10 protein-coding genes and 1 tRNA gene are annotated in these 11,612 nt (G+C 68.7%); 6 read left to right on the top strand and 5 right to left on the bottom strand.

The features are described from left to right. The first annotated feature begins 156 nt into the window (after positions 1–156). Positions 157–1,908 (top strand): recombinase family protein, encoded by a 1,752-nt coding sequence (locus UA74_RS15730; RefSeq protein WP_075740954.1) that lies wholly within the window; start codon positions 157–159, stop codon positions 1,906–1,908. On the opposite strand, the gene UA74_RS15725 is transcribed toward UA74_RS15730, so the two are convergent. After that, positions 1,890–1,973, bottom strand: a tRNA-Leu gene (locus UA74_RS15725). The two genes, UA74_RS15730 and UA74_RS15725, sit on opposite strands and share 19 nt — an antisense overlap. A gap of 113 nt (positions 1,974–2,086) precedes the next feature. Here UA74_RS15725 and UA74_RS15720 point away from each other — a divergent pair. Beyond that, positions 2,087–3,424, top strand: coding sequence for a M20/M25/M40 family metallo-hydrolase (locus tag UA74_RS15720; RefSeq protein ID WP_075766161.1), 1,338 nt, complete (start codon positions 2,087–2,089; stop codon positions 3,422–3,424). Between the two features lie 613 nt (positions 3,425–4,037). Here the strand turns inward: UA74_RS15720 and UA74_RS15715 are convergent. The 3 genes from UA74_RS15715 to UA74_RS32860 all read right to left on the bottom strand — a co-directional run bounded on the left by UA74_RS15715 (position 4,038) and on the right by UA74_RS32860 (position 5,886). After that, complete coding sequence (locus UA74_RS15715) at positions 4,038–4,253, bottom strand: DUF5703 family protein (RefSeq protein ID WP_075740953.1); 216 nt, start codon at positions 4,251–4,253, stop codon at positions 4,038–4,040. Next, positions 4,250–5,311 carry a YncE family protein gene (locus tag UA74_RS15710; protein WP_075764627.1) on the bottom strand — a complete coding sequence of 354 codons (1,062 nt, stop codon included), beginning with the start codon at positions 5,309–5,311 and terminating at the stop codon, positions 4,250–4,252. The genes UA74_RS15715 and UA74_RS15710 overlap by 4 nt, the downstream gene beginning before the upstream one ends. Positions 5,312–5,418: 107 nt before the next feature. Next, positions 5,419–5,886: a carbonic anhydrase gene (locus UA74_RS32860; protein ID WP_198043049.1), complete on the bottom strand. Its 468-nt coding sequence runs from the start codon at positions 5,884–5,886 to the stop codon at positions 5,419–5,421. Positions 5,887–6,465: 579 nt separating this feature from the next. On the opposite strand from UA74_RS32860, the gene UA74_RS15700 reads away from it, so the two are divergent. From UA74_RS15700 to UA74_RS15685, 4 genes are all read left to right on the top strand, one after another. After that, positions 6,466–7,512 (top strand): LLM class F420-dependent oxidoreductase, encoded by a 1,047-nt coding sequence (locus UA74_RS15700; protein ID WP_075764623.1) that lies wholly within the window; start codon positions 6,466–6,468, stop codon positions 7,510–7,512. Further along, positions 7,512–8,345 carry an undecaprenyl-diphosphate phosphatase gene (locus UA74_RS15695; protein ID WP_232237782.1) on the top strand — a complete coding sequence of 278 codons (834 nt, stop codon included), beginning with the start codon at positions 7,512–7,514 and terminating at the stop codon, positions 8,343–8,345. The genes UA74_RS15700 and UA74_RS15695 overlap by 1 nt, the downstream gene beginning before the upstream one ends. 178 nt (positions 8,346–8,523) lie before the next feature. Then, positions 8,524–9,003, top strand: a complete 480-nt coding sequence (locus tag UA74_RS15690) for a MarR family winged helix-turn-helix transcriptional regulator (protein WP_075764621.1) — start codon at positions 8,524–8,526, stop codon at positions 9,001–9,003. 148 nt (positions 9,004–9,151) lie between these two features. Further along, positions 9,152–9,850: a histidine phosphatase family protein gene (locus UA74_RS15685; protein ID WP_075764619.1), complete on the top strand. Its 699-nt coding sequence runs from the start codon at positions 9,152–9,154 to the stop codon at positions 9,848–9,850. A 618-nt stretch (positions 9,851–10,468) separates the two neighbouring features. Here the strand turns inward: UA74_RS15685 and UA74_RS15680 are convergent. Then, positions 10,469–11,584: an NADH:flavin oxidoreductase/NADH oxidase gene (locus tag UA74_RS15680; RefSeq protein ID WP_075764617.1), complete on the bottom strand. Its 1,116-nt coding sequence runs from the start codon at positions 11,582–11,584 to the stop codon at positions 10,469–10,471. Positions 11,585–11,612: the final 28 nt, after the last annotated feature.

The following is an 11,612-nucleotide window of genomic DNA, read 5'->3' as shown; positions in this document are numbered from 1 at the left end:
GTCGACGTCAGGCAGCGAGCCCGGATCTCCGCTCACGGTTCGGGTTCCCGCCGATCTACCAGTGCTGACGGCGCCCGCAAGTCGCGTCCTGCTTGCCATACTGGTCGAGTTGACGACGATTCCGGTCCTCGAAGACCGAACCGATGAGGTGATCAGATGACAGATGAAATCAGCAATCCATGGGCTGTCCTGGACGATCTGTTGGGCGTGGACGTCGTCGAGTCGACGGACGTCGGTATCGGGCCGGTGGCCTTCTACGGCCGGTGCTCGACAGAGGACAACCAGGACCCCGAGACGTCGCACGGCTGGCAGGTCGGCACCGCGCGGAAGTTCGTCGAGCCGCTCGGCGGGGTGGTGGCGGCCGAGTTCTTCGACATCGGGCAGTCCCGGTCGGTCCCGTGGGAACGCCGGACCGACGCGGCCCGCCTGCTGGCCGAGCTGAAGAACCCGAACCGTGGTTGGTCGGCGGTCGTGGTGGGGGAGGGGACCCGGTGTTGGTTCGGCAACCAGTTCTCGTTGATCGCGCCGAAGTTCGCCGCCTACGGGGTTGACCTCTGGGTTCCCGAACTCGGTGGCAGGTTCGACCCGCGCAACCCGTCACACAAGATGCTCATGAGCGTGCTCGGCGGCATGAGCGAATCCGAGCGGCAGCATGTTCAGGCTCGGGTTCGGGCGGCGATGGACGCGCAGGTGCTCAATGAGGGACGTCACCAAGGTGGGCGCACCCCGTTCGGGTACACGGTGGTGAACGCGGGTCCGCATCCGAACCCGCGTAAGGCGGTCGAGGGTTACCGCCTGCGGGTGCTGGAGATCGACGGGGATGCGGCCGAGGTCGTGCGGCGGATCTTCGCCGAGTACTTGGACGGGAAGGGGGATCGGGCGATCGCGAACGGGCTCAATCGTGCGGGCATTGCGTGTCCTTCGGCGCGACGACCGGAGCAGAATCGGCATCGGCTCGCGGATGGTTGGCAGGGAAGTACGGTCCGCGCGATTCTCGACAATCCGAAGTACACCGGTTATGCGGTGTTCGGCCGGTGGACTCGGCAGGAGACGCTGATCGATCCCGAGGACATCGCGGCCGGGCATGTCACCCGGTTCCGGCGGGCCAGGCCCGATCAGGTCGTGCGGTCACGCAGCATGGCGCATCCGCCGATCGTCACCGTGGCGGAGTTCACCGAAGCACAGGTGAAGCGCCGGGCCAAGTCCGTCGGCGGGCTGCGCACCGCCCGCAAGACCGAACGATCCGGCCGGGCGACGACACGGACCTACCTGTTCCGGGGGCACATCCGGTGCGGGATCTGCTCTCGGAAGATGGAGGGCAGTCCCCGCAAACACGGCATGTACTACCGGTGCCCGGCGCGCACGCTGGCTCCCGGCTCGCCCGCTCTCGCCGAGCATCCGCCCACGATCTACGTGCGAGAAGACGCCATCAGGGACGCGGTCAACGGGTGGATCGGCGAGCTGTTCGCCCCGGCCAACATCGGCCGCACGATCCGAGCGCTGGTCGACTCGCAAGGCGACCGCCGACAGCGAAGTGATCATGAACACGTTCGCCGGCGTCTCGCCGAGGCCGAGGCGAAGCTACGTCGGTTCCAGGACGCGATCGGCGCGGGAATCGACCCGGCCGCGCTGGTCGAGCCGATCAACCAGGCACAAGCCGAACGAGCAGCGGCACACGCGGAGCTGACCGACACCCCGGCACCGAGCACGATCACCGACGCCGAGATCCACGCCATGATCGACTCACTCGGCGATGTGGGAGCGGCCCTGTCCGAGGCGAACCCGGACCGGCTCGCCGATCTGTACCGGGAGCTGCGACTCGAACTTCGGTATGAAAACGAGAAAGAGGCCGTCTATGCGACGACCTCTCCACGGGTGAATAGTGATTGTGTCCGAGGGGGGACTTGAACCCCCACCTCCTTATCGGAGACTAGCACCTCAAGCTAGCGCGTCTGCCATTCCGCCACTCGGACCAACTTCGGCTTCCGCCGTGCTGATGGACATAGGTTAGCTGATCGTCCCGCCAGATCCCAAATCGGCCCCCTGAAACTGCCGTCGGCCCGGTGGTCAGTGGTAGAAAGTGCTGGTGAGCACCCATGGAGACATCACCAGCGGGCTCGGCGTCGTCGAGGACGATGCGGTCCGGCTGACGAGCGAGCTGATCCGTATCGACACCACCAACACGGGCGATCCTGACACCGTGGTGGGGGAGCGGGCCGCGGCCGAATACGTCGCCGAACAGCTGGGCGAGGTGGGTTACGACCCCACCTATGTCGAGTCGGGGGATCGGCCGGGGCGGGGCAACGTGTTCGTACGGCTGCCGGGCGCTGATCCGAGTCGGGGAGCGCTGCTCGTTCACGGCCATCTCGACGTCGTGCCCGCCGATGCCTCGGAGTGGTCGGTGCACCCGTTCTCCGGCGCTGTGCAGGACGGCTACGTCTGGGGCCGCGGCGCGGTGGACATGAAGGACATGCTGGGCATGTCGCTGGCGCTGGCCCGCAGGTTCAAGCGGGAGAACATCGTTCCCCCGCGCGACATCATCTTCGCTTTCCTCGCGGACGAGGAAGCCGGCGGTCTCCAGGGCTCCCAATGGCTGGTGGCGAATCGACCCGACCTCTTCGAGGGTGCCACCGAGGCGATCAGCGAAGTCGGTGGTTTCTCGGTCACCTTCAAGGACGGGGTGCGGAGCTATCTCGTCGAGACGGCGGAGAAGGGCATCGCCTGGCTCAAGCTGAAGGTGCGGGCCCGAGCGGGCCACGGCTCGATGATTCACGAGGACAACGCGGTCACCAAGCTGGCCGCTGCCGTCACTCGGCTGGGCACCCACCGCTTCCCGATCGTGTTGACCGACTCGGTGCGGGAGTTCCTCGCGGGCGTCACGGAGATCACCGGCTGGGACTTCCCCGAGGACGACCTCGACGGCGCGATCGGCAAGCTCGGGGCGATCTCGCGGATCGTGGGGGCGACGCTGCGGGACACCGCCAACCCCACCATGCTCACGGCGGGTTACAAGGCGAACGTGATTCCCTCGGTGGCCGAGGCAACGGTGGACTGCCGGGTTCTGCCGGGCAGGCAGGAGGCTTTCGAGAGGGAGCTCGCGGAGATCCTCGGCCCGGACGTCGAGCGAGAGTGGGTCAGCCTTCCTCCGGTGGAGACCTCGTTCGACGGGGCGTTGGTCGATGCGATGACGGCATCGATCACTGCGGAGGACCCCGGCTCGCACGTGCTGCCCTACATGCTCTCCGGCGGCACCGACGCGAAGGCCTTCCAGAAGCTCGGCATCCGGTGCTTCGGGTTCGCCCCGCTCCAGCTCCCCGCCGATCTCGACTTCGCCTCGCTGTTCCACGGGGTGGACGAGCGGGTGCCGGTGGACGCGCTGAAGTTCGGCACTCGGGTGCTCAACCGCTTCCTGCTCTCCAGCTGAGCGAGCTGCCTGCCTGTGATGCAGGCAGGCCTCGGGGGAATCCCCGCCGGGCCGTCGTTGCGGCTCTCTCGGTGTGCGGGCCTGCCGCCGTCGTCAGGATGGACGGCGGCAGGCCTCGCCGAGTTCCTGCGCGCGGACGTTTCGGCGATTCGCCTGCGCGGGTTTTGGGGGAGAGGAGACGACGGATCACGTCGACGTTCGGCGGCTGCGGCCGGGTGGACCCTGGCATCAGCCCAGGGACCCGGCTACTCGGCAATTCCTGCGGACGAGCGCCGTGCCTCGGTCGAGAGGACGCCTGCTTGTGGGCAGGTGAGTCGCCCGCCCGGCGATGCGCCGCACAGGCCCGGGCGCGGTTCGGACAGCTTCTCGTGCGGCGGTGTCGACACCGTGCCGGCGCGGGTGCGTGCGCGGACCATGCACGGTGTCGTCCCCACGGGAGACCGTGCACCACCGTGGGGGTGCGCCGCCCGAGCGGGAGATCGACCTCGCCGCCATCGTCGGGCTCCGCCTGCACTCGAACCGTTCGTCCACCCCGAGCCTTCCGACGGGCCGCCTCGGCAGGGGAGACCACGTGCGGTGCGGCCAGGTCAGGCCAGGCCACCGCGAGGCCGCCTCAGGTGAACAGGCCGGGAATTCCCACTGCGCTGCGTCGCCGCCGTAGCCAGACCTTGCGGGTGCCGTCACCGAACAGCAGCACGCGGGCCAGTTCCCAGCCCGCGAACTCGGCATGGATGGCGAGTTGGACGGCTGCGGTGCGCCGGGAGACACCCGGCGGCAGGCGCAGCGGCCGATACTCCCAGTCTCCCTCGATGACGGCCTCGTCGCTCACGGACGCACCACCTGTATCCCTTCTCCGGTGGCGGAGCCCACCACCACTGTTCCGGTGTCCTGATCCACGGTGACGGAGTTCGGTTGGCCCACGCTCGGGAAGCGGTGGCGCTCGACCGGCTCCCCGCCCGCGACGTCGTAGCCGACCAGTTCGTTGGTCTCGGTCAGCGTCACCCAGGCCAGGTCGCGCTGCTCGTCGTAGGCCACTGCATAGGGTCCGCCGGGGACGGGATAGCGCTGCCTGAGCAGGAACGGGTCCGTGGAGAACACCAACAGCTCACCGGATCGAGTCTCGGTGACGATGACCCGGTCGAATCGGTCGACGACGGCGTTCGTGGCGCCCTCGCCCGCGCGCAGGGCCAGCCCTCGCCGAGTCTCTGGCAGATTCACCTCGACCAGGGAACTCTCCACCCGATCGAGGGCGAAGACGGTGTCGCCGACCGTGAGGACGTCGGTGACGCCCGCGAAGCCGGGGACCTCCCGATGGTCGCCCGCCTCGTCGAGGAGCCCGACCGTGCCCTCCTGGTGCGCCAGGATCGTCGTCCCGGCCGACTCGGCGGTCGAGACCGCTGCGGGGGCCAGCGGAGCCTCCTCGGCCGTGCCGGTGTCGAGATCGACCCGCACGAGTGTCTCCGCATCGGGGATCGGGGCCTGCAGGCCGCCGTCCTCGGCGGGCTCGAGGCTCGCGGCCGGTCCGGGGAGCGCGATCTCGCGCGGCTCGGCCTCGAGGTCGTCGAGGTCGTGCAGCAGCAGACGCGGCGGGTCGGGCAGCGCGGCGGTGAGCGTCCTGCTCGAGGCGTCGACACGCAGGGCGGTGACGACGCCGTCGTCGAGGGGGAGCACCTCTCCCGCAGGCGTGCCGGTCTGGTCGGGGGAGTCCGCCGGGCCTGCCGTCGCCGAGACTGGCAGCGGGTCGTCGCCGACGATCTCGTCCGCCATGCCGAAGGAACAGCCGGTCAGCAGGGCCGTGCCGGCAGTCAGAGCCGCGACGAGCCGACGCGGTGCGGCGGTGGTCTTGACTGATCGGGCGGGCCGGATCGAGGGCGGAGCTGGTCGCATCTGTCCAGCATCCCTCATCCACTCCGATGCTCGAGGCCCGAGGGGCCGCCCTCCTCGGATGGTGGACCCCGGCGCTGCCTGCCTGCACAACGGGGTCGTCCTCATGGTCAGTCGAGTCGTTTGACCTCGCCTGTCTCCAGCTCGTAGACGGCCGTGACGACCTGCACGCCGTGGTGCTCGACGGCGTCGCGGACGATTTCGGACCGCTCCAGGAGCATCGTCGCCACCCGGCGTGCCTGGGTCGCCACGCAGGCGGCGAGGAAGGCGTCGGCGTCGGAGTCGGCGGGGGTCGCACGGACGGAGGCCTCCACGTCGCGCACCAGGGAGCTGATGTCGCCCTCCAGGTGTCCTTCGCCGTTCACGGTGTCGATCGCGGCGGCCACTGCTCCGCACTGGGCGTGGCCGAGGATCGCCACGAGCGGGGTCCCGACGTGTTCGACGCCGTACTCGATGCTGCCGACCACCGCGTCGTCGAGAACCTCGCCTGCCGAGCGGACGGTGAAGAGATCACCGAATCCTCGGTCGAAGAGGACCTCCGGGGGGACTCGCGAATCCGCGCAGCCCAGTACCGTCACGAACGGGTTCTGACCTTCGATGAGAGAATCGCGCCAGGCTTCATCCTGATGGGGATGCTGCGGTTTTCCCCGAACGAACCGGGCATTTCCCTCGGATAGGAGTCGCCAGGCTGCTGTGGCGTCGGCGGGGCGGTCGGATCGCGGCGTCATCCCTGGTGGAGCGGTCTGTCCCGCCACGGGTGCTGCGGCGGCAAGTGAGGCGAAGGCGAGTCCGGCGGTGGCGGCCGCGCCTAACCCGAAGAGTCGACGCCGAGTCATTCTCATCGCCGTATCGGGCAGTTTCTTTCCCCCAGATGTATTAACCATAAGGCGATTGTAATCACTCCGGCCGTCCATCCAGGAGAGATTGGAAACGGACACCGTGGACAATGGTCGACAAAGGCGCGGCAAAGGGATTGTGATGCGCATCACTTGGCCGATCGTGGGCCGTTCGACCGTCGAATCCGGGCCGCCCGGGGCTGAGTGTTCCGGTCGCCGAGGTGCCCTCGGCAACCCAAGGCGGGAGCCGAGGAGAGATCGCGACAGACTCGCCGGAGCGTGGACTGTTCCCGCTGGTTACCCGCCGGTAGGGTTCGGTGGGTGCGACTTGGGCTGAATCTCGGGTACTGGGGAATGGGCAACGATCACCACAACCTGGAGCTGGCCGTGGAGGCGGACCGGCTCGGGTACGACGTGGTCTGGGTGGCGGAGGCCTACGGGTCGGACGCACCGAGTGTGTTGTCGTGGATCGGCGCGCAGACCACCCGGATCGGGCTCGGCAGCGCCGTCATGCAGATTCCGGCACGGACGCCTGCCGCCACCGCGATGACCGCCGCGACGCTGGACACTTTGTCGCAGGGGCGCTTCCGGCTCGGCCTCGGGGTGTCCGGGCCGCAGGTGTCGGAGGGCTGGCACGGTGTCCGGTTCGCCAAGCCGCTGGGTCGGACCCGCGAATACGTGGAGATCGTCCGTACGGCACTGGGACGCGGGCGGCTGCGCTACGACGGCGAGCACTATCGGCTGCCGCTGCCGGACGGTCCGGGAGCCGCACTCAAGCTGACCGTGCACCCGGTGCGCGAGGACATCCCGGTGTACCTGGCGAGCATCGGCCCTAAGAACACCGAGCTGGCCGGGGAGATCGCCGACGGCTGGCTGGCGGTGTTCCTCTCGCCGGAGCATGCGGGGGAGCAGCTCGGGCACCTGAGCGTCGGTCGAGCCCGTGCGGGCCGGGATCTGAACGGCTTCGACGTGGTGCCCTCCGTGCCGGTCTGTCCTGGCGAGGACTGGCGGGTGTGCGCCGACGCGATCCGCGGCTATGCCGCGCTCTACGTCGGGGGCATGGGCAGCCGCAAGCAGAACTTCTACAAGGACCTCGCGACGCGCATGGGGTTCGGTGCGGCGGCCGAGGAGGTGCAGCGGCTCTACTTGGAGCGGGACTACACCGGGGCGATGGCCGCCCTGCCGGTGGAGTTCCTGGACGCGATCGCCCTGCTGGGTCCCGTCGAGCGGATAGCAGACCGGATGCAGGCCTTCTCCCAGGTGGGGGTCACCACCTTGTCCGTCGTTCCGATGCTGCAAGATCCGACACGGGGAGTCGAAACCCTTCGTCTTGCCGTCGAGGCTCTTGACCTTGCAGGAGTGAGTTAGTGACGTGGATGGAAGCCCTGGTCCTCGGACTGGTCCAGGGTCTGACGGAATTTCTTCCGGTCTCCTCCTCCGGGCATCTTCGGATCGTCTCGGAGCTTTTCTTCAGGGAGGACGCAGGCGCCTCCTTCACCGCCGTCACCCAGCTGGGTACCGAGGCGGCGGTGTTGATCTACTTCGCCAAGGACATCGGCCGCCTGTTCATGGTGTGGTTGCGGGGTTTCCGTGACCGGAGCCTGCGACAGACGCCCGACTACAAGCTGGCGTGGTACGTGGTGATCGGCACCATTCCGATCGGTGTGCTGGGACTGCTCTTCGCCGATCAGATCCGCACCACCGCACGGAATCTGTGGCTCATCGCCACCATGCTCATCGTGTTCGGCATCCTCCTCGGACTCGCCGAGTACCTGGGCAGGCAGCGCAGGACGATGAGCCAGCTGACGCTCAAGGACGGCATCATCATGGGCTTCGCCCAGTCGATGGCGCTGATTCCCGGCGTGTCTCGGTCCGGCGGGACCATCACGGCCGGCCTGTTCCTCGGGCTGGACCGGCCGACTGCGGTGCGATTCTCCTTCCTGCTCGCCATTCCGGCAGTGGTGGCCTCCGGGCTGTCCGAACTGCCGGAGGTGTTCGAGACAGGCGGGCCCGGTCTGCAACCGTCCGGGGCTCAGATGCTGGTCGCGACGCTGGTGGCGGGCGCGGTCGGCTACGCGATCATCGCCTGGCTGATGAAGTACGTGGAGCGGCACAGCGTGTACCTGTTCGTCTGGTACCGGATCGCGCTCGGCGTGCTGGTGCTCGGTCTGCTCACCACCGGGGTGATCAGCGCCGGTTGACGTGGCATCGTGAACGGGGGTCGACACTTGGTGTCGACCCCCGTTCATGTTCGCAGTGGCGTCGGCAGTCGGCACGGCGTGCGGCGGTCACGATGATCAGCAGCACGGAATGTCCTCGCCGGTCCGGTAGCGTGGGCCGACCCGAACAGACGTCGCGCACAGGAGGACAGGACGCCGGATGTCGACGGAGCAGCCCGCAGACCCCGGCCTGAGCTCGGACGACGCGATCCGGGCCATGCTGTTGCTGATGCCCAGGGTCGCGGCGCGGCTCAAGCGAATCAGCGTCCCCGAGCGACTCCGGTCCTTCAACCTCGCCCCTCGGCACCTCTCATTGCTGTCGTACCTGTTGTTCGACGGCCCGACTCCGGTCAGTCGGCTCGCCGCCTGCCTGGAGGTCGCTCCGACGACGGTCAGCCTGATGGTCAGCGACCTGACGAAGCAGGGCGTGCTCCAACGGCGTGCCGACCCCGACGACGGCAGGCGCACGATCGTCTCGATCACCGAGGACGAGGAGACCCGTTCGGCGATCGAGGGCTGGCTCGCCGGCGGCGCCGACGCCTGGCGGGCGGCGTTCGAGCCGTTGTCTCCCGAAGAACGCGCCGTGGTCGTCCGGACCATCGGCGTCTACGAGAGCGGCACCGTCGGCGACGCCGACTGATCGACAGCGGTCGGGGCTGCACACCTGCTCCGGCGCGGCCTGCCGACGGCGTCTTGGCCGTGCGCACGGGCCTGCGTAGCCAGGGAGGTCGGACCGCGCGGGCCTGCCGGACCCGTCGGGAGAACCGGCGCGTCAGTAGGCTTGTGTCATGGCCACTGTGATCCTGCTTCGGCACGCCCGGTCCACCGCGAACGGGGCGGGTGTGCTCGCGGGCCGGACCCCCGGTGTCGGGCTGCACGAGGTCGGTGCAGGTCAGGCCACCGAGTTGGTCGCCAGACTCGCGGACGTCCCGCTGGTCGGGGTGGTCACGTCTCCGTTGCAGCGCTGCCAGGACACGCTGCGGCCGTTGCTCGGCGACCGGGACGTCGAGCCGATCATCGAACCCCGGCTGGCCGAGGTCGACTACGGGGCCTGGACCGGACGATCGCTCACCGACCTCGCGAAGGATGACCTCTGGTCGGTCGTGCAGCAGCACCCCTCGGCCGCGGTGTTCCCGGAAGGGGAAGGGCTCGCCCAGGTGCAGACCAGAGCCGTCGAGGCGATCCGGGAGCACGACAGGAGGATCACCGCGGAACACGGCGCCGACGCGGTGTGGCTGGCGTGCAGCCATGGGGACGTGATCAAGGCGATCCTCGCCGATGCGCTGTGCACCCATCTGGACGGCTTCCAGCGCATCGTGGTCGATCCAGCGTCACTGAGCGTCGTGCGTTACACGGCCCTGCGGCCGTTCGTGATCAGGGTGAACGACAACAACGGAGACCTCTCCGCCCTGCTGCCCGCCGAACGCGCGGACAAGAAGGTCGGCGAGGAGACCGACGCCGTGATCGGCGGCTCCACCGGTCCGTGACCGGGCCTGCTGCGATACGTGATATCCACGCGCCTTCCGGTTACGATTACCTCCATTGTTTCAGTGTCAATTGAAAAGAATCCATCCGAAACACAAAAACAAACCCCGCCAGGAAGACGCGGCGCAGCGATGACGTCAGCGCGCCTGCCTGCCGACGAACCGGCCGCACCAGACGCCTCAGCGGGGGCGACCGTTCTGGATCTGCGTGCGTGCCGTCGATCCACCAGGTCGGCGAGGCGGGTCCCGTCGCGGGAAAGGCGACCATGCCTGTCCGGAGGCATGAGCATGTCCCGGACAGGCTTGTCGTTCGCCGGGCTGACGGCCGCAAGCCCGACGACGCGCAATGCGACCGGATGTGAGCCCGAATTTCTGTCCGCAGCCGGTGTTGCGGGGGTCGTGCCGCAGTGGTCACGGGCAGGCCCCCGCTCACCGACGTCGGCCCGATTCCAACGGTGCGGATTCAGGGACCTACCGGGCCTGCGCGCGGACACGGCGATGCCGTCCAGGGCGCAGGGTGGCGGCAGGCGCCCTGGCGGCGGCCGCGCCGATCCCGACGAGGAGCCGGTGATGATGACGGTCTTGCCCTGTCCGTTGCTCATGGTGGGCACTTAAGCAGTGTCAGTCCTGTTGCTTGCTGCGCCTGACCGCGTAGCCGTACTGCTCGGGCCAGGAGGAGTCCTTGCCCAGTTCCTCGGCGGCGCGGTGTGCCCAGTAGGGCTCGCGGAGGAGCTGTCGCCCCAGGAACACGGCGTCGCTGCGACCGGAGGACAGGATCTCCTCGGCCTGGGCGGGTTCCAGGATCAGGCCCACCGCAGCGGTGGGCATGCCGGTCTCCTGACGCACCTGTTCGGCGAAGGGGACCTGGTAGCCGGGCGCGGCAGGGATGGCGGCGTCGTGGACCAGGCCGCCGGTGGACACGTCGAGCAGGTCCACGCCCCTGGCCTGGAGCTCCTTGGCGAGTCGCACCGTGTCCTCGCCGGTCCAGCCCTCCCTGGCATCGTCCTGGTTCTCGGAGAGCCAGTCCGTCGCGGAGGTGCGGAAGAACACCGGGAGGTGCTCAGGCCAGACCTCGCGTACGGCGTCGACGACCTCCAGCGGGAACCGCATGCGGTCCTCCACGCTGCCGCCGTAGGCGTCGGTGCGGTGGTTGGTGGCGGGGGAGAGGAAGGAGTTGAGCAGGTAGCCGTGGGCGCCGTGCACCTCCACGATCTGGAACCCGGCGGCGAGTGCCCGCTTCGCCGATGCACGGAAGTCGCGCACGAGCTGCTGGATCTCATCGACGGTCAGTGCGGTGGGCGCGGGGTGGTCGTGGAAGGGCTCGTCGCCGGGGCCGACCGTGGTCCATCCGCCGTCAGCCGGAGTGACGGGCCGGTTGCCGAGCCAGGGCTTGTCGACCGAGGCCTTGCGGCCGGCGTGCGCGAGCTGGATGGCAGGTACCGAGCCGTGGGCGCGGATGGCTGCGGTGATGCGCGCGAACGCGTCCTGCTGGCGGTCGTTCCACAGGCCCAGGTCCCACGGGCTGATCCGGCCGTCGGGGCACACTCCGGTGGCCTCGACCATGACCATGCCGAGGCCACCGGCCGCGCGGTCGGCCAGGTACGCCAGGTGGAAGTCGGTCGGCGCGCCAGTGTCGGGGCCTTGGGCGTCTGCGGAGTCCATGCACATCGGGGACATCCAGGCCCGGTTGGGAATCACCAGTCCCCGCAGCGTCAGCGGGGTGAACAGGGTGCTCACAATCGTTCCTTCGTATAGACGGTCTGAG

It is taken from the genome of Actinoalloteichus fjordicus (assembly GCF_001941625.1).
In the GTDB taxonomy this organism is placed as follows: Bacteria; Actinomycetota; Actinomycetes; order Mycobacteriales; family Pseudonocardiaceae; genus Actinoalloteichus_A; species Actinoalloteichus_A fjordicus.
Note: the sequence above shows the minus strand (reverse complement) of the source record. Positions and strands in the feature narration are given on the sequence as shown.